The 16,972-nt window shown below is 70.1% G+C and carries 20 protein-coding genes; 17 read left to right on the top strand and 3 right to left on the bottom strand.

Features of this window, described 5'->3' with window-relative positions; translation table 11 throughout:
* Nucleotides 1-26: 26 nt before the first annotated feature.
* From BC793_RS38160 to BC793_RS38170, 3 genes are read left to right on the top strand one after another with little or no spacing between them, the layout of a single operon-like run.
* Entirely contained in the window at nucleotides 27-689 is a 663-nt protein-coding gene (locus tag BC793_RS38160) for a hypothetical protein (RefSeq protein WP_109601486.1), read from the top strand.
* 57 nt (nucleotides 690-746) lie between these two features.
* Nucleotides 747-1,529 (top strand): ABC transporter ATP-binding protein, encoded by a 783-nt coding sequence (locus tag BC793_RS38165; protein WP_109601487.1) that lies wholly within the window; start codon nucleotides 747-749, stop codon nucleotides 1,527-1,529.
* Nucleotides 1,520-3,124, top strand: a complete 1,605-nt coding sequence (locus BC793_RS38170; RefSeq protein ID WP_109601488.1) for an ABC transporter permease — start codon at nucleotides 1,520-1,522, stop codon at nucleotides 3,122-3,124. The genes BC793_RS38165 and BC793_RS38170 overlap by 10 nt, the downstream gene beginning before the upstream one ends.
* Nucleotides 3,125-3,180: 56 nt before the next feature.
* On the opposite strand, the gene BC793_RS38175 is transcribed toward BC793_RS38170, so the two are convergent.
* Complete coding sequence (locus BC793_RS38175; RefSeq protein WP_239170524.1) at nucleotides 3,181-3,369, bottom strand: hypothetical protein; 189 nt, start codon at nucleotides 3,367-3,369, stop codon at nucleotides 3,181-3,183.
* Between the two features lie 144 nt (nucleotides 3,370-3,513).
* Between BC793_RS38175 and BC793_RS38180 the strand changes: the two genes are divergently transcribed.
* Nucleotides 3,514-4,257: a GntR family transcriptional regulator gene (locus tag BC793_RS38180; RefSeq protein WP_158319505.1), complete on the top strand. Its 744-nt coding sequence runs from the start codon at nucleotides 3,514-3,516 to the stop codon at nucleotides 4,255-4,257.
* Here the strand turns inward: BC793_RS38180 and BC793_RS38185 are convergent.
* Nucleotides 4,233-4,478 carry a hypothetical protein gene (locus BC793_RS38185; RefSeq protein ID WP_239170525.1) on the bottom strand — a complete coding sequence of 82 codons (246 nt, stop codon included), beginning with the start codon at nucleotides 4,476-4,478 and terminating at the stop codon, nucleotides 4,233-4,235. The genes BC793_RS38180 and BC793_RS38185 overlap by 25 nt on opposite strands.
* A 73-nt stretch (nucleotides 4,479-4,551) precedes the next feature.
* Here BC793_RS38185 and BC793_RS38190 point away from each other — a divergent pair, with 73 nt between their 5' ends.
* From BC793_RS38190 to BC793_RS38230, 9 genes are all read left to right on the top strand, one after another.
* On the top strand, nucleotides 4,552-5,076 hold the full coding sequence (locus tag BC793_RS38190; protein WP_109601490.1) for a flavin reductase family protein: 525 nt from the start codon (nucleotides 4,552-4,554) through the stop codon (nucleotides 5,074-5,076).
* Between the two features lie 117 nt (nucleotides 5,077-5,193).
* Nucleotides 5,194-5,553: a DUF485 domain-containing protein gene (locus BC793_RS38195; RefSeq protein ID WP_109601558.1), complete on the top strand. Its 360-nt coding sequence runs from the start codon at nucleotides 5,194-5,196 to the stop codon at nucleotides 5,551-5,553.
* Nucleotides 5,553-7,226, top strand: a complete 1,674-nt coding sequence (locus BC793_RS38200) for a solute symporter family protein (protein ID WP_109601491.1) — start codon at nucleotides 5,553-5,555, stop codon at nucleotides 7,224-7,226. Before BC793_RS38195 ends, BC793_RS38200 begins: the two co-directional genes overlap by 1 nt.
* A 132-nt stretch (nucleotides 7,227-7,358) precedes the next feature.
* A complete protein-coding gene (locus tag BC793_RS38205; protein ID WP_109601492.1) occupies nucleotides 7,359-8,546 on the top strand; it encodes an LCP family protein in 1,188 nt (395 codons plus the stop codon).
* A gap of 112 nt (nucleotides 8,547-8,658) precedes the next feature.
* Nucleotides 8,659-9,813: an LCP family protein gene (locus tag BC793_RS38210; protein ID WP_109601493.1), complete on the top strand. Its 1,155-nt coding sequence runs from the start codon at nucleotides 8,659-8,661 to the stop codon at nucleotides 9,811-9,813.
* A 70-nt stretch (nucleotides 9,814-9,883) separates the two neighbouring features.
* The gene (locus tag BC793_RS38215) at nucleotides 9,884-10,219 is read left to right on the top strand and encodes a rhodanese-like domain-containing protein (RefSeq protein ID WP_109601494.1); all 336 of its coding nucleotides are present in this window, start codon (nucleotides 9,884-9,886) and stop codon (nucleotides 10,217-10,219) included.
* A complete protein-coding gene (locus BC793_RS38220) occupies nucleotides 10,216-11,007 on the top strand; it encodes a glycerophosphodiester phosphodiesterase (protein ID WP_109601495.1) in 792 nt (263 codons plus the stop codon). Before BC793_RS38215 ends, BC793_RS38220 begins: the two co-directional genes overlap by 4 nt.
* A gap of 84 nt (nucleotides 11,008-11,091) precedes the next feature.
* Nucleotides 11,092-12,216, top strand: coding sequence for a sensor histidine kinase (locus tag BC793_RS38225; RefSeq protein ID WP_109601496.1), 1,125 nt, complete (start codon nucleotides 11,092-11,094; stop codon nucleotides 12,214-12,216).
* Between the two features lie 70 nt (nucleotides 12,217-12,286).
* Nucleotides 12,287-13,162: a DUF5926 family protein gene (locus BC793_RS38230; protein ID WP_109601497.1), complete on the top strand. Its 876-nt coding sequence runs from the start codon at nucleotides 12,287-12,289 to the stop codon at nucleotides 13,160-13,162.
* A gap of 25 nt (nucleotides 13,163-13,187) precedes the next feature.
* Here the strand turns inward: BC793_RS38230 and BC793_RS38235 are convergent, their stop codons facing one another.
* Complete coding sequence (locus BC793_RS38235; RefSeq protein ID WP_109601498.1) at nucleotides 13,188-14,375, bottom strand: arginine deiminase; 1,188 nt, start codon at nucleotides 14,373-14,375, stop codon at nucleotides 13,188-13,190.
* 260 nt (nucleotides 14,376-14,635) lie between these two features.
* Here BC793_RS38235 and BC793_RS38240 point away from each other — a divergent pair, with 260 nt between their 5' ends.
* The 4 genes from BC793_RS38240 to BC793_RS38255 all read left to right on the top strand — a co-directional run bounded on the left by BC793_RS38240 (nucleotide 14,636) and on the right by BC793_RS38255 (nucleotide 16,954).
* On the top strand, nucleotides 14,636-15,352 hold the full coding sequence (locus tag BC793_RS38240) for a hypothetical protein (protein ID WP_109601499.1): 717 nt from the start codon (nucleotides 14,636-14,638) through the stop codon (nucleotides 15,350-15,352).
* Nucleotides 15,353-15,425: 73 nt separating this feature from the next.
* On the top strand, nucleotides 15,426-15,887 hold the full coding sequence (locus tag BC793_RS38245; RefSeq protein ID WP_109601500.1) for a PAS domain-containing protein: 462 nt from the start codon (nucleotides 15,426-15,428) through the stop codon (nucleotides 15,885-15,887).
* Between the two features lie 83 nt (nucleotides 15,888-15,970).
* Nucleotides 15,971-16,357, top strand: a complete 387-nt coding sequence (locus BC793_RS38250) for an ACT domain-containing protein (RefSeq protein WP_109601501.1) — start codon at nucleotides 15,971-15,973, stop codon at nucleotides 16,355-16,357.
* A 24-nt stretch (nucleotides 16,358-16,381) separates the two neighbouring features.
* Complete coding sequence (locus BC793_RS38255) at nucleotides 16,382-16,954, top strand: hypothetical protein (protein ID WP_109601502.1); 573 nt, start codon at nucleotides 16,382-16,384, stop codon at nucleotides 16,952-16,954.
* The last annotated feature ends 18 nt before the right edge of the window (nucleotides 16,955-16,972 follow it).

The following is a 16,972-nucleotide window of genomic DNA, read 5'->3' on the forward strand; positions in this document are numbered from 1 at the left end:
GCCGCAACGCGCTCGTAATCCTGGGCATGAGACGCACATACCGCCGCCCGGGCCAGACCGGGAACAAGCGCAAGATCGTGATCGGTGTCGCCGTGGCCGCTCTGGTCGGCGGCGGTATCGCCGTGGGCACCGGTCTCAGCAACGCCTCCTCCGTCTGCGACGGCATGGATGCGGCGATCCGGCAGAACCAGCAGTTCATCGCCACCCAGCGGGCCAACCCGAACTCGCAGACCGAGGCCGTGGTCGCCAACCGGCAGGCGGTGATCGACCTGATCAACGTGCAGAAGAAGCAGGCGGGTTGCAGCGGCGCCGTCGCGGCTCCCCCGGCCCAGCAGGCGACCAAGCCGCCCGCGCAGCAGGCCACCAAGCCGCCGGCCCAGCAGGCGACGACTCCGCCCGCCGCCGCGCAGCCGCCCGCGAACAACGGCGGCGGCGCGGCCGGCCAGGTCGTCTGCGCGGGCTCGACGGTCACCCTCTCCGGTGAGGGCGGCGCCCCGGCCGCGTCCAGCGGCACCTTCCCGATCGGCACCACGCTGCGGGTGAAGAACCTGGACAACAACAAGAGCATCACGGTCAAGGTGGCCAGCACGTCGGGCAGCTGCATCCTGCTCAACAACGCCGCCTTCGAAGAGGTCCGGGAGCCGGGCAAGTTCCTGATCCGGCGGGCGGTCATCGAGCGGGTCGGTTGATCGGTTCGGGCGGTCCGGGTGTTTCCGGACCGCCCGCCGGCCCGATACGTTCTTTTCATGAGCGTTCCGGCACAGCGTCCGCCCGACGGCGGCACGGCGGCGATGTCGCTACGCGGGCTCGTCAAACACTTCGACACCCGGCTGGCGGTCTCCGGCGTGAGCCTGGAGGTGCCGGCCGGTTCGTTCTTCGGCCTGCTGGGCCCCAACGGGGCCGGCAAGACCACCACCCTCTCCATGGCGGTGGGCCTGCTGCGGCCCGACCAGGGCGAGGCCGTCCTTCTGGGGTACGACGTCTGGCGCGCCCCCGCCGAAGCGAAGGCCCTGGTCGGGGTTCTGCCGGACGGTGTGCGGATGTTCGACCGGCTGAGCGGCGCGGAGCTGCTCGCCTATCACGGTCTGCTGCGCGGCATGCCCGCCGACGTCGTCGATCAGCGGGCCCGTGACCTGCTCGACGTGCTGGAGCTGGGCAGCGGCAACCGCACTCTGGTGGTCGACTACTCGGCCGGCATGAAGAAGAAGATCGGCCTGGCCTGTGCCCTGTTGCACGCGCCCCGGCTGCTGGTGCTGGACGAGCCGTTCGAGGCGGTCGATCCGGTGTCGGCGGCGCTGATCCGGGACATCCTTCACCGGTATGTGTCCGGCGGCGGCACCGTCGTCTTCTCCAGTCACGTGCTGGAGGTGGTGGAGCGGCTCTGCTCGCACGTGGCGATCATGTCGGACGGGGTTCTGCGGATGTGCGGGACACTGACGGAGGTGCGTGGCGAGCGCTCACTTCAGGACGTGTTCGTCCAGGTCGTCGGGGGCCGGGTGGCCACCGGGTCGGAACTCGCGTGGCTTTGACCCCCACCGCCGGGCGGGTCCCGGTCTGGGCGTTCGTCCGGCTGAAGCTGCGGATCACCGGTAACGGTCTGCGCGGCCGGCCGGCCCGGATCGTCATGTTCGTCCTCGGCCTGGTCGCCGCCTGCTTCTTCGCGATCCTCGGGCACGCCGTCTTCGCCCTGCCCGGTCTGCTGGACCGGCCGGAGGCGGGGGAGATCCTGTTCCCGTTCGGCGGGGCGGTGCTGATCCTCGGCTGGGTGTTCCTGCCACTGCTCTTCTTCGGCGTCGACAACACCCTCGATCCGGCCCAGTTCGCGCTGCTGCCACTGCGCCGGCGCACCCTGATCACCGGGATGGGCGCGGCCGCGCTGGCCGGTCTTCCGGCGCTGGCGACGTTCGCCGCCACCCTCGGCATGGTGACCTCGGCGGCCCAGATCGGCGGGTTCGGAGCGGCTCTCGCGGGGTTCACCGGGGTGGTGCTGGGGCTGCTGTTCTGTGTGGTGCTGAGCCGGGCGGTGATCAGCGCGTTCGCCACCGCGCTGCGCTCCCGGCGGGCCCGTGACCTGGCCACCATCATGCTCGCGGTGGTGGCCGCGTCGATCGGGCCGCTGGAACTGACCCTGCTCGGGGTGCTGAACCGGGCGGACTGGGAGTCGGTCGAGGTGATCGCCCAGGTGACCGGGTGGACGCCCTTCGGTGCCCCGTACACGATGGGTCTCGATGTCGCGGCGGGCCGGGCGTGGGCCGTACCCCTCAAGGTCCTGATCGTCGTGATCGCCGTCGGCGGTCTGCTCTGGTGGTGGAGTCGGACGGTGGAGCAGGCGATGGTCGGTGCGGCGGGCGGACCGGGGCGGGGCCGGGCCGGGACGTCCGACGGTCGCGGGCCGGTGGAGCAGCTGTTGTTCCGCTGGTCGCCGCGGAGCCGTTTCGGTGCGCTGACGGCGCGGGAGATCCGTTACTGGTGGCGGGAGACGCGGCGGCGTGCCGCGCTGGTCACTCTCGGCATGGCCGGCGTCTTCCTGCCGCTGTCCACCGCCTTCGCCGGTGGTGCGGGCAGCGCCACCGGCCTCGCGTTCGTCGTCGGCGCCATCGCCCCGATCGCTCTGGCCAACCAGTTCGGGTACGAGGGCAGCGCCTATGCCACCAACCTGGCCACCGGCGTTCCGGGGCGCCTGGAGGTGCACTCGCGGGCTGCCGCCCATGCCCTGTTCACGGTGCCGTTGCTGCTGCTCGTGGCGGTGGTGACCGCCGTTCTGGAGCGCCGGCCGGCGGACATCGCGCCCCAGCTCGGCACACTGCTGGCCACCTACGGTGCGGGCCTGGCGCTGGTGATGCCGATCTCGGTACGGGCCGCCTACGCGCTGCCGGACACGACCGCCCCGTTCTCGCTGTCGTCGGGTGGCGGGTTCAGCAAGACGCTACCCGGCGTGGCCGCACTCTTCGGCGCTCTGATCGCCGGTGTGCCGGTGCTGGTGCTGACCCTGTGGTGGCCGTGGCTGGGACTCCCGGTGGGCCTGGTCTACGGGGTGGGCGCCTACCTGCTCGGCGCACACCTGGCCGGTGCGATGCTGGACCGCCGGATGCCCGAGTTGCTGGCGGCCGTGACACCGCGCTGACCGTCTTCGGTCGGCCTCGGGGCGTCGCGTGACTCCGCCGGCCGACGGCGAAGAGGTCAGCGGAGGTGGCGCAGACCGTCGCGTCTGACGAAGATGACCCGCCGCTCGGTCGCCTCCCCGGTGGGTCCCAGCACGTAGCCGTCGATCCACAGCCAGCCGTCGTAGGTGATCCGCGGGTCGACCCGGATGACCCGGAAGGTCAGCGCCCGCGCCCCGGCGAACTGGACACTGGCCGCCGCGCCCACATGGAGCACCTCCCCGGCCCGGGGCAACGCGTCGCTGATGGTCCGCCTCCCATCCTCGCCGCTTCCGACATTACACAAATTGTGTAAACCGGCGACACTCATGGATCGTCCACTTTCGAGCGACGATGCGGCAGCATGATCCTCATGAGCGGTCCCGATCCCGAGATACCCGACGACCGGCATCGATCCCGTCAGCGCCAGCTCGCCGGTGACCTGCGGGCCCTGATCCTCGCCGGCGACATCGGCCCGGACCAGCGGCTCCCCAGCACCGCCGAGTTGACCCGTCGCTACGCGGTCAACAACCAGACCGTCACCCGGGCGCTCGCCATCCTCAAGGCGGAGGGCCTGGTCACCGGCCACAGGGGACGCTCGGTGGTCTCCACCCGCCGCCGGCCGGCCGTGGTGCGGGCCGGTCACCACCCGGCGCCGGTGACGCCCGGCCGGGAGGCGGTGACCCGTCTGCTCGACGTGGGCGAGACGGGTGCGCCGGCTCAGGTCGCGCGGGCCTTCGGCATCCCGGACGGCGATCCGGTCGCGGTCCGGCACCAGATGCTCGTGCTGGACACCGAACCCGCCGAGCTCATCTGGACATACCACCCGACCGGGATCGCCCGGGGCACCGCACTGACCGAGAACCGGCGGCTGCGCGGCGGTTCTCCGGCCGTCCTGGCCGCGCTCGGGCACCCGCTGCGGCACGCGGTCGACCAGGTCTCGGTCCGGCCTGCCACGGTCGCCGAGTTCATCGCGCTGCAACTGACCGGGGACATCCCGGTGCTGCGGCAGTTCCGGGTCGCCTACACCGACGGCGACCGGCCGATCGAGGTGACCGTCATGATCAAAGCCGGCCAGCAGTTCGAGATCCGTTACGAGTTGCCGTCGCCGGGCTGACCGCGCCGCAGACCCACCTCGCGGACGAAGATGCGCCGCCGCTGGAGTGCGCCGCCCGCCTGATCGAGGACGTAACCCTCCAGCCAGATCCAGCCGTCATAGGTGGCCCGCGTGTCGACCCGGATGACCCGGAAGATCAGCGCACGGTCGCCGGAGAACTGGACGCTCGCCTCCGGGCCGACGTGAACGACGTCCCCGGGCCGCAGCATCACCTGACTCATCTCTCGAAAATAGTAGTTGATCAATTGAATCGGGTAGCCGCATGCGCAATCTGTAATCCCCGAGAATGATCGGATGACGACCGACGAGCCGGGTGGCCGCATCCACTCCACCGATCCCTTCGCCGTTCCGGAGACCGGGAAGTCCCAGGTGCGGCGCCTCCGCGGGCGGTTCGCCGCGACCGTGACCCTGTGGACGGCGCCCGGCCCGGCGGGCCTCACCGTGTCCTCCGCGATGATCGCCGACGGCGACCCCGGCCGGGTACTCGGCCTGATCGACGAGGAGAGCGACTTCTGGGAGGCCGTCTCGGCGGCCGGGCGATTCGCGGTCACCCCGCTCGCACCCGACGACCGGCAACTCGCCGACCGGTTCGCCGGCCTCTTCCCGGCACCGGGTGGGCTGTTCGCGTCCGGAGAGTGGGAGCAGACCGCGTACGGTCCGGTGCCCGCCGGCGCCACCACCTGGGCCGGGTGTGTCCTGGACAGCAGCCGCCCGTGCGGGTGGGCCGTGCTACTCGACGGGGTGATCGAGACGGTGCGGACCGGCTCCGGCGGGCCTCCTCTGGTCCACTACCGGGGTAGGTACACCGAGCTAGTCTGACTGCCGCTCAGCGCAGTCAGACCACCACTCAGCGCAGACCCCGACCGGCGGACGGTGACACGACTCACTCCTTCGTACGGTGCCGGAAAGTCAGCTCCCACGAAGGTGGTGAATCCCGTGCCGGCATCCGCCGAGAGATACCTCGAAGTGCAGCGCTCCGAGGAGTTCGCTCAACTGCGCCATCGACTGCGCAGCTACATCTTCCCCACGACGGTTGCGTTCATCGTCTGGTACTCGCTCTACGTACTGCTCTCCGCGTACGCGCGGGACTTCATGGCGATCAAGGTGATCGGCAACATCAACGTGGCGCTGATCTTCGGCGTCCTCCAGTTCGTCTCGACCTTCGGGATCGCGTGGCACTACTCGCGGTACGCCGCGCAGAAGCTGGACCCGCTCGCCGATGCCCTCTACAAGGAGCTGGAGGACGGTCCGTCGACCGAGCCCGCGGCCACCACGCCCGACGGGGGTAAGGCCTGATGGCTGCACAGATCCTCGCGGCCGAGTCCGCTGCCAGCTCCCGCTCGCTGACCATCACGCTGTTCCTGGTCTTCGTGGCGATCACCCTGGCGATCACCATCTGGGCCAGCCGGCAGACCAAGACGGCCACCGACTTCTACGCCGGCGGCCGGCAGTTCTCCGGTTTCCAGAACGGTATGGCGATCGGCGGCGACTACATGTCCGCCGCATCGTTCCTCGGCATCGCCGGCATCATCGCCCTGTACGGCTACGACGGCTTCCTCTACTCGATCGGCTTCCTGGTCGCCTGGCTGGTGGCGCTGCTGCTGGTCGCCGAGTTCCTGCGCAACTCGGGCCGGTTCACCATGGCCGACGTGCTGGCGTTCCGGATGCGGCAGCGCCCGGTCCGGACCGCGGCCAGCGTCTCCACCATCGTGGTGTCGATCTTCTACCTGATCGCCCAGATGGTCGGCGCCGGCGCCCTGGTCTCGCTGCTGCTCGGCATCAAGCCGGGCGCCACGTTCCTGGGCATGGACGCGAACACCGCCAAGGTCGCCACGATCATCCTGGTCGGCGCCCTGATGATCACCTACGTGACGGTCGGTGGCATGAAGGGCACCACCTACGTGCAGATCGTCAAGGCGTTCATGCTGATGGGCGGCGCCCTGATCATGGTGCTGATGGTGCTGGCGCACTACAGGTTCAACCTGTCCGCGCTGCTCGGTGACGCCGCCGCCCAGTCCGGCAAGGGCGCCGCGTTCCTAGAACCGGGCCTGCGCTACGGCGTCGAGACCGCGGGCGACGCGGCCAAGACGTTCTACAGCAAGATGGACCTGCTCTCGCTGGGTCTCGCGCTGGTCCTCGGCACCGCCGGCCTGCCGCACATCCTGACCCGCTTCTACACCGTGCCGACCAGCCGGATCGCGCGCAAGAGCGTGCTCTGGGCGATCGGCATCATCGGCACGTTCTACCTGTTCACCCTGGCTCTGGGCTTCGGCGCGGCGGCTCTGGTGGGCGGCGCGAACATCACCGCGCAGGACAAGGCCGGCAACACCGCGGCCCCGCAACTCGCCCAGCAGCTCGGTATCGACTACCTCGGTGGCGACACCGGCGGCGCGATCATGCTGGCGGTCATCGCGGCGGTCGCCTTCGCCACCATCCTGGCCGTGGTCGCCGGTCTCACCCTGGCCTCGTCGTCGAGCCTCGCGCACGACTTCTACGCCAGCGTGATCAAGCGGGGCAACGCGTCCGAGCGGGAGGAGGTCCGGGTCGCCCGGTTCTCCGCCCTGTTCATCGGTGCGGTCGCCATCGCCCTGTCGATCTTCGCGCAGAGCCTGAACGTCGCCTTCCTCGTGGCGCTCGCGTTCGCGGTGGCGGCGTCGGCGAACCTGCCGGCGATCCTCTACAGCCTGTTCTGGCGGCGGTTCAACACCGCGGGGGCACTCTGGTCCATCTACGGCGGTCTGAGCTCCGCGGTGCTCCTGGTGTTCTTCTCGCCGGTGGTGTCCGGCTCGGCCACCGCGATGTTCCCGAACGAGGACTGGCACTTCTTCCCGCTGTCGAACCCGGGCATCATCTCGATCCCGCTCGGCTTCTTCTTCGGCTGGCTCGGCACGGTCCTCTCCAAGGAGACCGACCCGGAGAAGTACGCGGAACTCGAGGTCCGGTCCGTGACCGGCCACGGAGCACACTGACCCTGCTCGCAGTGCACGGACCGGCACAGTCGCCAGTGCCGGTCCGTGTCCGTGCCGTCACTCCTCCCACCTTCGTGCCGAAGCGGCGACGAGGCGCCTGATCCACGCCGGGCACTACGTAACCTTGGTGACATGTCTGCCACCACCTCTCCCAGCGGCAACTCCTCCGGACGAGCGTCCGTGCCCGGGCCGGGTCGTCCCGACCGGGGTCAGCCCCCGCACGGCGCCTCCTCGTACGGTGGTGACGACTTCCAGCCGGCCGGCCCGCGCGGGCCGCGGCCCCCGGGCGGCACCGGCCGTGCCTACGGCGGCGGCGGCGGTCGTCGCCCGCGTCCCCGATGGGGCCGCATCGCCATGGTCGGGGGTGCGGTCTTCCTGGTCATCGCGATCGTCGCCGGCATCTCGGCGTACGGCTACTTCTCCGGCCTCGACGACAACATGAAGCGGACCAACGCCTTCTCCGGGATCACCACGGACCGCCCCGCCAAGGCCGTCGAGGGCGCCTTCAACATCCTGCTGATCGGCACCGACTCGCGTGACCCGGACGCCGTGCAGAACAAGGCGAACCAGTGGCGCGCCGACACGCTGATCCTGATGCACGTGCCGGCGGACCACAACTCCGCCCAGCTCATCTCGATCCCGCGTGACCTGTGGGTGAGCATCCCGACCGAGGACAACGCGCCGTGCGGCACCAGCAGCCGGGCGAAGATCAACGCCGCGTTCGCCTTCGGCGGCATCCCGCGGGCGGTCCGGACCGTCGAGTGCATGACCGACGTGCGTATCGACCACGTCATGACGATCGACTTCAGCGGCTTCAAGGAGGTCACCGACGCGCTCGGCGGTGTCGACCTGAAGGTGGAGCAGGACATCACGTCCATCCACAAGCCCTTCCGCCAGTTCAAGAAGGGCATGATGCACATGAACGGGGCCCAGGCCCTGGACTGGGTTCGCCAGCGCAAGCAGTTCGCCCGTGGCGACTTCGCCCGCATGCAGCACCAGCAGGACTTCCTCAAGGCGATCATGGACAAGGCGGCGAGCAGCGGCACGCTGACCAGTCCGACCAAGCTCAACGCCTTCCTCGGTTCGGTGACCAAGGCGGTGACGGTCGACGAGACGTTCTCGCTGAGCGACATGGCGGTCCAGTTCCGCAACCTGCGGGGCGAGAATCTCACCTTCATCACCAGCCCCAACAAGGGCAGTGAGACCATCGACGGCCAGTCGGTCGTGGTCGCCGACCGGGAGAAGGCGCTCTCCCTCTACCAGGCGGTGGCCGCCGACAAGGTGGGCGAGTGGCTGAAGGCCAACCCGGTCAAGAAGTGAGCGCCGGCTGCCGGAGAGCCATGACTTCATCTTGAAACCAGAAAGACCTTCAGCTGGCGTATGAGCCGTCCGTAAGGTGATGCAGCCCCCGATCTCCCCCTTGGAGTGCTGCATGACCGTCACGGCGAACCGGCCGTCGCCACCCGTCGTGCCGCCGTCATCTCCCGAGAAGATCCGCAAGCGTCGGTCACCGCTCTGGGCGCGGCTCTCCGCCACGGCCGGAGCGGTGCTGCTGCTCGCGAGCGGGGGCGGCCTGATCGGCGGCAGGATGCTGATCAGCGAGACCACCGCGACGATCGAGGTCCAGAACCTCACCGGCGACGCCAAGAAGACGGTCGAGGAGGGTGGCGGCGCCACCATCGAGGGCCCGATCGACCTGCTGCTGATGGGCGTCGACAAGCGCGCCAGCTGGTCCGACGACACGGTGCACGCCGACACGATCATCATCCTGCACATCCCCGCCACCCACGACCAGGCGTTCCTGATCTCCGTCCCGCGCGACACCGAGGTCGAGACGCCGGCGTTCGCGCCGAGCCGGTGGGAGGGCGGCACGGTGAAGGCGACCGAGGCGTTCTACTGGGGCGCCCAGAACGGCGCCGGGGCGGCCGGTGGCGCCCAGTTGCTCGCCAAGACGCTCAAGAACATGACCGGGATCAGCTTCGACGGAGCCGCGATCATCAACTTCAACGGCTTCAAGGGTGTGATCGACGAGCTCGGCGGCGTCGACATGTGCGTCGACCAGCAGGTCACCTCGAAGCACCTGGGGTTGATCGACGGTGGGCCGGTCTATCTCACCGAGGCCCAGAAGCAGGGCCGGAGCCCGAAACCGGTGGTGCACAAGGTGGGCTGCCGGCAGATGGCGGGCTGGGAGGCGCTCGACTACGCCCGTCAGCGCTACGGGCTCAAGAACGGCGACTACGACCGGCAGCGTCACCAGCAGCAGTTGCTCAAGGCGATGGCCAGGAAGGCGTCGGACAGCGGCGTGATGACCAACCCGATCAGGATCAGCTCGCTGATCAAGTCGGCGGGTAAGGCGTTCACCCTGGACATCGGCGACATCGAGATCGCGGACTTCGCGCTCGGCCTCAAGGACGTCGCCGCCAACGACATGGTGCTGCTGCGCACCAACAGCGGCACCTTCTCCAGCAACGGCAACGGGCGTGAGCAGTTCCAGGACGTCAGCCTGGAGATGTTCCAGGCGGCGAAGAGGGATCAGCTGGGCGAGTTCGTGCTCGATCATCCCGAGGTGGTGGCGAACGAGAAGTGATCCACCTCCCTGGTGGAACACCGGCGACCCCGCCCCTTGAATGGACCGGAGACGGGCCTAATCTGATCGGGTGTTCGGACCTCAGGTTCCCAGCGTCACCGCTGACCAAGTCGCCCCCGGCGTCTACCTGCTCGACGTGCGCGAGCCCGACGAGTGGAAGGCCGGCCACGCGCCCGGCGCCCACCACCTGCCGATGATGGAGGTCCCGGCCCGGATGGCCGAGGTGCCCACCGACGGCGAGGTGGTCGTGGTGTGCCGGGCCGGCGGGCGTTCCGGCCAGGTCGTGGCCTATCTGATGAACAACGGCTGGGACAACGTGCGCAACCTCGACGGCGGCATGCAGTCGTGGTCCGCTCTCGGTAAGGACATGGTCACCGACAACGGGCAGCCTGCCCGCGTGCTGTGACTACCGGGTACCGCCCACTGGTCTTCGCCCACCGCGGCGGAGCCGACGCGCTGCCCGAGCACACCCTCGGCGCCTATCTGCGCGCCCTCGACGAGGGTGCCGACGGGCTGGAGTGCGATGTCCGGCTGAGCCGGGACGGGCATCTGGTCTGCGTGCACGACAGCCGACTCGACCGGACCAGCGACGGGCGGGGCCGGGTCAGCTCGAAGACCCTGGCCGAGCTGGACGCGCTGAACTTCGGCTCCTGGCATCCCGGCTATCCGGCCGACGCCGAGCTGCCCGAGCTCGCCCGGCTGCTCACCCTGGAGCGGCTGCTGGAGGCGGTGCTCTCCTCCGGCCGGCCGGTGCGGCTGCTGATCGAGACGAAGCACCCGTCCCGCTACGGCGCCGAGGTGGAGCGCCGGCTGATCCGGATGCTGCGGCACTACGGCCTGGCCGACCCGAAGCCGGACGACGACGTCCAGGTCACCGTGATGTCCTTCGCGGCGCTCGCGCTGCGCCGGGTCCGGGCACAGGCGCCCGGTCTGCCCACGGTCTATCTGATGGAGCTGCTGCCGCCGGGTGCCGGCCGCGGCCGGTTGCCGTTCGGCGCCCGGACCGCCGGGCCCGGCATCGAATTGATCAGGACGCGCCCGACGCTGTTGCCGTCGATCAAGGCGGCCGGGCATCAGGTGTACGTCTGGACGGTCAACGACGAGGCCGATCTGAGTCTGGTGCTGGAGCACCGCGTCGATGGAGTGATCACCGACCGTCCCCGGTTCGTGCTGGACCAACTCAACCGGATGTGACGTGCACCACTGGGTGCTGGTCAGCATCAGGATTCGCTTAGGTTCGTCTGCCCAAAACCCGGCGGGCGAGGCAAACTCGCAGGCATGCCGGACCGCCCCGACTACGCGGCCCTGACCCGCGGTCAGGTCGCGCTCCTCGGCCGCCTCGACGCGGGCGAGGCGGGCCTGTCGGTGCTCCAGCAGTTGGTCGGCCTGGCCGAGGAGGCACTGGGCGCCGAGGGTGCCGTCTTCGTCGAGGCGGCGGCGGACCACGGCCGGATCATCGTGGCCACCGGCGTGTGGGCTCCGGCGCTGGGCCGCCGGGTGGATCCCCGATCCGATCCGGTCACCGATCTCGTCGACGGCGTCGACACCCGCCACGTGCTCGGTGCCCGGTGCCACCATCGCGGCCGCGCGGTCGGCTCGCTGCACGTCTGCCTGGGCAGCGCGCCGGCCCCGGAGTTCAGCGCCGTCCTGGAGCTGCTGGCCGGGCTGGCCGGGCGCCTCTACGGGCTGAACGCCGGGCTGCCGGCGCACGACGAGCCCGAGCCCGACGCCGATCGTGACCTGTGGGTGGCGGTGACCAGCCACGAGCTGCGCACCCCGGTCACCGTGATCAAGGGCTACGCGGACACGCTGACCAACCACTGGGAGAGCCTGGGTGAGCCGGGCCGGCGCGAGGCGGTCCGGGTGATCGGCACCCGCGCCGGGGAGCTGGCCCGGCTGGTCGACCGGCTGCTCTTCGCCGCGAGCGAGCAGGACGGCGCGGTCGGCGCCTCTCCGGCCGGCCCGTTCGACCTGGTGGAGGCGCTGCGCGAGGCGGCCGGCACACTGCCCGGCGATCTGCGCCGGCGGCTGGTGCTGTCGCACATGCCCGAGGACCTGCCCAAGGCGTACGGGTCCCGCGACTCGATCGCCACCATCCTCACCGAGCTGGCCACCAACGCCGAGAAGTACTCGGAGCCGGACACCACGGTCGAGGTGTGTGCCGGGGCCGACGACGACACGCTGCGGTTCCGGGTGTCCGACCGGGGCACCGGCATCGCCCCCGAGCACGTGGAGCACGCCTTCGACCGATACTGGCAGGCCGACTCGGGGCACCACCGGGCCGGCGCCGGGCTCGGGCTCTACCTGGTCAGGCGGCTGGCGGAGCGGCAGAACGGGTGGGTGTCGCTGCGCCCGCGGGAGGGTGGCGGCACGGTCGCCGAGGTGCGCCTGCCGCGCGCGTGAGCCACGGCTGAGCGACATCAGGTGGCCCAGGTCACCGGATCGCGGGAATGACCGCTTACCCTGGTTCCCCGTGAGCAAGCGTCGCAAGTCCCGCGAAACCGCACCGAAGACGAAGGTGCGCGACATCTTCGTCGCCCGCCCGTTCGAGGGCCTGGCCGACGAGCCGGAATGGATCGCCCTGCGCGAGCTGGTCCCGGCCGCGTCCGCGCCGCTGACCCTCAAACCGGAGATCGTCGAGGAGTACGGCGACCGCTCGGTGACCCTGTCGACGGTGTTGCCGATGGCGTGGCCGGCCATGTCCCGCCGCGACGGGCACGTCTTCATCGGCCTCCAGCGGCACGTCCAGTCCGGTGACGTGTCCCGCGACCTGGCCGTGGCGATCCTGAACGCGCTCCAGACCGAGCCCGGCACCACCGTGTCGGTGCCCGCGCTGCCCGGTGAGGGCCCGCGCCTGCAGGACATCCTGGTCGACAACCCGCTCGAGATCACCATGCACGAGGGCTTCGAGTACTGGCTGGACCCGGAGCAGATGCAGGACGCCACCGTGAAGGCGTCCCTGGAGCGGGCCAACGCCTCGATCTACCCGACCGTGCGGCTGGCCGCGGCCAAGGCGGCGTACTGGTGCCGGGTCGCCCCGGACAAGAGCCACGTCCGCTGGGTGCTCGGCGAGCCGGAGGACCGGGCACTGGACGCGCTGTCCCGGCTGTCCGCCTCGGGTGAGCTGCTGCTCGGTGAGGGCACCAAGTTCGCCGGCATGTTCCGGGCGCACGGCCTGCTCGTCCCGGTCTGGGATGTGCCGGGTGAGCCGGAGGGCACCGAGTTCGACGCTCCGCTGGCCGACTTCGTCAAGCGTTACACCGACATCCTGGCCATGGACGAGCCGCTGGACGCCGCTGCCCGGCGCGCGAAGCAGGGCCTCATCGGCCGCCAGCTGACCCTGCGCTAGGCGTACCCCTATCAGGGGTTGATCTTCATCGCAGTGGGTCGCGCTGAATGGGGCAACTCATGCAGCGCGGCCCGCCGCGGCCCGAACCCAGCTCGGACCCGCTGATCCGGACCACCTCGATGCCGGCGCGCTCCAGCTGGGCGTTGGTCTCGACGTTGCGTTCGTAGGCGACGCAGAGCCGGGGTGCGATGGCGAGCGTGTTGTTGCCGTCGTCCCACTGTTCGCGTTCGGCGGTGACCGGGTCCAGGCCGGTGTCGATGACCCGGAGCCGGTCGATGCCCATCGCCTCGGCCGCCGCCTCCAGGAACGGCCGGGGCGCACCGACCCGCAGCTCACCGTCGAGGCCGGTGACGGTCCACGCCTGGAGGCTGTCGGCCAGGTTCGGATACATCACGACGGCGTCGACGTCCACCATGGTGCAGACGGTGTCCAGGTGCATGGTGGCGCGTTCCTGAGCGATCGGCACGGCCAGCACGGTGTGCGCCAGACCCGCCGCGATGACCCGCTGGGCGAGCCGCTCGGCGCCGGCCGGGGTGGTCCGCTCGCCGACGCCGATGGCGAGCACCTCCGGCGCCAGGACCAGCACGTCCCCACCCTCGACATGCTCCAGCGACGGGTCGAAGAGCAGCTCGGCGCCGGCGAACCGGGGATGGTGGCGGTAGATGGCGTGGGTGATGGTGGTCTCCCGCCTGCGGGCCCGCATCGCCAGGCTGGTGACCGCCACCCGATCGCGCACCCACACCGACGAGTCACGGGTGAACAGCAGGTTGGGCAGCGGATCGATGACGAAGTCGTGCCGGTCCATCATCTCGTACACGAGACCGCCACCCGTCGACTTGATCTCTTCATGGGCGAGGCCGGCGACCAGGATCTCGCCCAGCCGGTCCGGGTCCTGATCGGCCAGGTAGCCGGCGACGGTGGCGCGCAGCGAGTCACCGAGACGACGGGCGGCCAGGACACCGGCGGTCAGCTCGGCGCGCGCCTCCGGCAGGGTGAGCGTCTCGGCGAGCAGGTCACCGAGGTAGAGCACCTCGACACCGCGGCTGCGCAGCGCCTCGGCGAACGCGTCGTGCTCCTCCTGGGCCCGGCTGACCCAGGGGATCCCATCGAACAGCAACGAATCGTTGTTCCTGGGTGTGAGCCGTGCGAGTTCCGCTGACGGACGGTGCAGCAGTACGGTACGGAGGCGGCTGACTTCACTGTCGACGTACACCTCCCCGACGTTAGTCCGTACCGAGCGCTATCGGGTCGTGACGTTGTGACTAGATCTTGGGACGGCCATGCATCGGCAGGGGGCGGGCGATAGCTTGAGAAGGTGCACATGCACCATCCGAAAGAAGATGTTGTCGTGAATGCGGCATTCATCCATACTCACTCCCCTTTCTTTCCCACCCGCCGCCCTGTTCCGTAGGGACGCGAGCACGTACGGTAGTTGGAAAAGAGAGCCCAACTGACCTTTTGCCGGAGGTCGCAGTGACTGTCTTCCCCGCCCGCCCCGCGCTGCCCATGCCGTCACAAACGTCCACTGCCGTGGACCGAAGGCATCCGTCCTCTCTCGTGGACGAGCCGCCGCGCATCATCACACCCACCGAGTGGGCGCGCCGTCGTCGCGCCGAGCGTGGTGTCCGTCGCCTCGAGGCCGCCGGAGCCCGCGCACTCACGAGGCTCGACCGCCTCGGACCGAACTGGCACATCGTGGACTGGCCGCGAACGGATGTCTCGCACGCCTACTACGAGCCCAACCCGGCCGACGAACGGGCCGGATTCCTCGCGATCGGCCCCGGCGGCGTCTACGCCGTCACGGTGGTCGACCACGGTCGCTCCCGCGTCCTGATCGCCGGTGACGTGGTCCAGATCAACGGAAAGCGCCCGGAGTACGTGGTGGAGGCCCGCAAGGACGCCCGCCGCGCCGCCAAGGCACTCACCTCCGTGGTCGGGCTCAACGTCCCGGTGACCGCCGTGCTCACCTTCGTCGGAAACGGCGTGATCAGCGTCCACGGCCTGCCCAAGGACTGTCTCGTCTCCACCGACAAGGAACTCGACCGCCTGCTCATCGCCGGTGGCGCGAAGATCTCCCCGGCCACGGCGAACAAGCTGTCCTCGGTCGCCCACCACCCGGGCACCTGGTCGAACTACTCTTCGTACGGCAACGGACAGACGGCCGCTGACAAGCGGCTGAGCCGCCGGTAACGTTCCTGACGACGCCATCGCGGGCCGGCGTTCTGCGCCGGCCCGTGATGCGAAGAGGAACGAGGAGGAGCCGGTGGCGCATGTTGAGCTCTCCCTCTCGGGAGCGTTCGTCCCCCAGGCCCGGACACCGTCGGAGGCCGAGTTCATCACCGGCGTCGAGCGCTGGACGATGACGGTCGCGACGGCTGACGAGCCCTGTCTGGTGATCGACGTCGAGGGCTCGATCGTCGCGGTGTCCCCGTCCGGGAGCGAGCTGCTCGGCCTGGGCAAGCCCGCCGATGCGGTCGGCCGGCGGTTCAGCACCGCGGTGCGCCTCATCGACTTCACCGCGGGCGGTGGCCGCCTGGAGGACCCCGAGGCGGAGAACATCCCGCCGCTGCTCGCGCTCCGCAGCGAGCGGCTGGCCCGCGGCCTGATCCGGGTGGTTCCGGGTGAGGGCGAGGCCCCGCTGACGGTCGACGCGATCTCGACACCGCTGATGGCCGGCGACCGGGTGGGCGGAACGCTGACCTTCCTGTCCCCGGTACGGTACTGACGTCCCTTTTGCTCACTACGGTGTGTCGTTTACCGCACGTGGCAACCGTTGGACGTTACAGATCCGCAACGTAGTCTGCGAACATGCTCGATCTAGACCTGTTACCGGGTGAATACGCGGTGTGTCGGCTTCCCGCCGGCTCGACCCTGCCCGCCTCGCTCACCGCAGGTCCGGACGACAAGAGCGTCATCTCGGTGACCTGGGGTGTCGACGAGCTCTCGGTGATCTGCCCCAACGACCGGATCCCGGCGGACGCGGTCGCCGACACGGCGTGGCGATGCCTGCGCGTGGCCGACCTCAACCTGGCCATGACGGGGGTGCTCGCGTCGCTGGTCGGGCCGCTCGCCGAAGCCCGCGTCAACATCGTGACGTTCTCGACCTACGACACGGATTACCTGCTCGTGCCCACGGTGCGGCTGACCGAGGCGGTCAATACGCTCACCGCGGCCGGGCATCGGATCGCCAGCTGACACTTTCGCTCTTACCATGAGCGCGTGTCCCCCCGCACACGCCTCCTCGCGCCGGCCGTCGGCCTGCTGATCCTGAGCGCCTGCGGCGCCCCGCCCGAGGCCCTGCCGACCTCGCCGCCGCTGCCGCCCGCCGGGGGCAGCGTGTCCCCCGGCAGCGTCCCGGCCGGTGGCCTGGCGCCGCCGTCGATCTACTCGCCGCCGCCGATGGTCACCCCGACGTACACGTATCCGACCGGCCCGGTCACCGCCACCACCACGATCACCCGGCCGGCGACCACGCTGCCGACCACCACGGCCGGCCCGGCGCCGTCCTACGCGCCCCGGTGCACCGGCCAGCCGACCGGGCCGCAGATCGTCGCCCTGGCCAAGTCCAGTCCCGCCGTGCCGGACGGGAACCTGGCCGTGCTGGACGGGCCGTACTGCGCGGGCGGATGGAGCTTCACCACGGTCGGGATGACCGGAGAGGAGCCGTTGTCCGTGGTCGCCACCGGCACCGGCACCGCATTGGAACTCGTCACCGCGGGCACCGACGTGTGCAACCCGACGGTCAAGGCCCGGGCACCGGCCGGGATCCGGGCGATGGCCTGCGGATCCTGAGGCCGCGCGACGACTAGA

Origin of the sequence: Actinoplanes xinjiangensis, assembly GCF_003148685.1 — a bacterium.
GTDB classification, from domain to species: Bacteria; Actinomycetota; Actinomycetes; order Mycobacteriales; family Micromonosporaceae; genus Actinoplanes; species Actinoplanes xinjiangensis.

What these genes read in the sequence shown, in the direction of transcription:
- BC793_RS38160 (WP_109601486.1), top strand. Translation starts at nt 27, where the DNA reads ATGAGACGCACATACCGCCGCCCGGGCCAGACCGGGAACAAGCGCAAG.
- BC793_RS38165 (WP_109601487.1), top strand. Translation starts at nt 747, where the DNA reads ATGAGCGTTCCGGCACAGCGTCCGCCCGACGGCGGCACGGCGGCGATG.
- BC793_RS38180 (WP_158319505.1), top strand. Translation starts at nt 3,514, where the DNA reads ATGAGCGGTCCCGATCCCGAGATACCCGACGACCGGCATCGATCCCGT.
- BC793_RS38185 (WP_239170525.1), bottom strand. Translation starts at nt 4,478, where the DNA reads ATGAGTCAGGTGATGCTGCGGCCCGGGGACGTCGTTCACGTCGGCCCG.
- BC793_RS38190 (WP_109601490.1), top strand. Translation starts at nt 4,552, where the DNA reads ATGACGACCGACGAGCCGGGTGGCCGCATCCACTCCACCGATCCCTTC.
- BC793_RS38200 (WP_109601491.1), top strand. Translation starts at nt 5,553, where the DNA reads ATGGCTGCACAGATCCTCGCGGCCGAGTCCGCTGCCAGCTCCCGCTCG.
- BC793_RS38205 (WP_109601492.1), top strand. Translation starts at nt 7,359, where the DNA reads ATGTCTGCCACCACCTCTCCCAGCGGCAACTCCTCCGGACGAGCGTCC.
- BC793_RS38210 (WP_109601493.1), top strand. Translation starts at nt 8,659, where the DNA reads ATGACCGTCACGGCGAACCGGCCGTCGCCACCCGTCGTGCCGCCGTCA.
- BC793_RS38225 (WP_109601496.1), top strand. Translation starts at nt 11,092, where the DNA reads ATGCCGGACCGCCCCGACTACGCGGCCCTGACCCGCGGTCAGGTCGCG.
- BC793_RS38250 (WP_109601501.1), top strand. Translation starts at nt 15,971, where the DNA reads ATGCTCGATCTAGACCTGTTACCGGGTGAATACGCGGTGTGTCGGCTT.